The sequence below is a fragment of the Pseudomonas sp. AC463 genome (genome assembly GCF_979253585.1).
The window spans coordinates 1-257 of the sequence record NZ_CEEDDZ010000829.1 but is presented as its reverse complement, the minus strand read 5'-3'; the positions used below and the strand labels follow the sequence as shown (position 1 = coordinate 257).

The window sequence follows — 257 nt, the reverse complement described above, 5'->3', positions numbered from 1 at the left end:
ATTTCATGCAGGGTGGCGATGGCCTCACGGCTACTGGCCTTGAGCGTGTCAGCGACCGCGAACAGCGCCAGGGCGCGTTTATCGTCGCTGAGCAGAATCACCGTCTTGCCTTCACGTTCCAACCCATCGAGTCGGATTTCGATCTCCGGCGAGCACAGGCCCAGTTCTTCGAGCAGGCGATGATTGCCCAACTGGTAGCGCTGGCCGTCGATCACGCCGCTTACGCCACGCCCGGGCAGCGCCTCGAATGCCTGCAC

At 62.6% G+C, this 257-nt stretch carries 1 pseudogene; it reads right to left on the bottom strand.

The features are described from left to right. Positions 1-257, bottom strand: a pseudogene (locus AC0IYH_RS32555) (heavy metal translocating P-type ATPase); the annotation flags it as partial.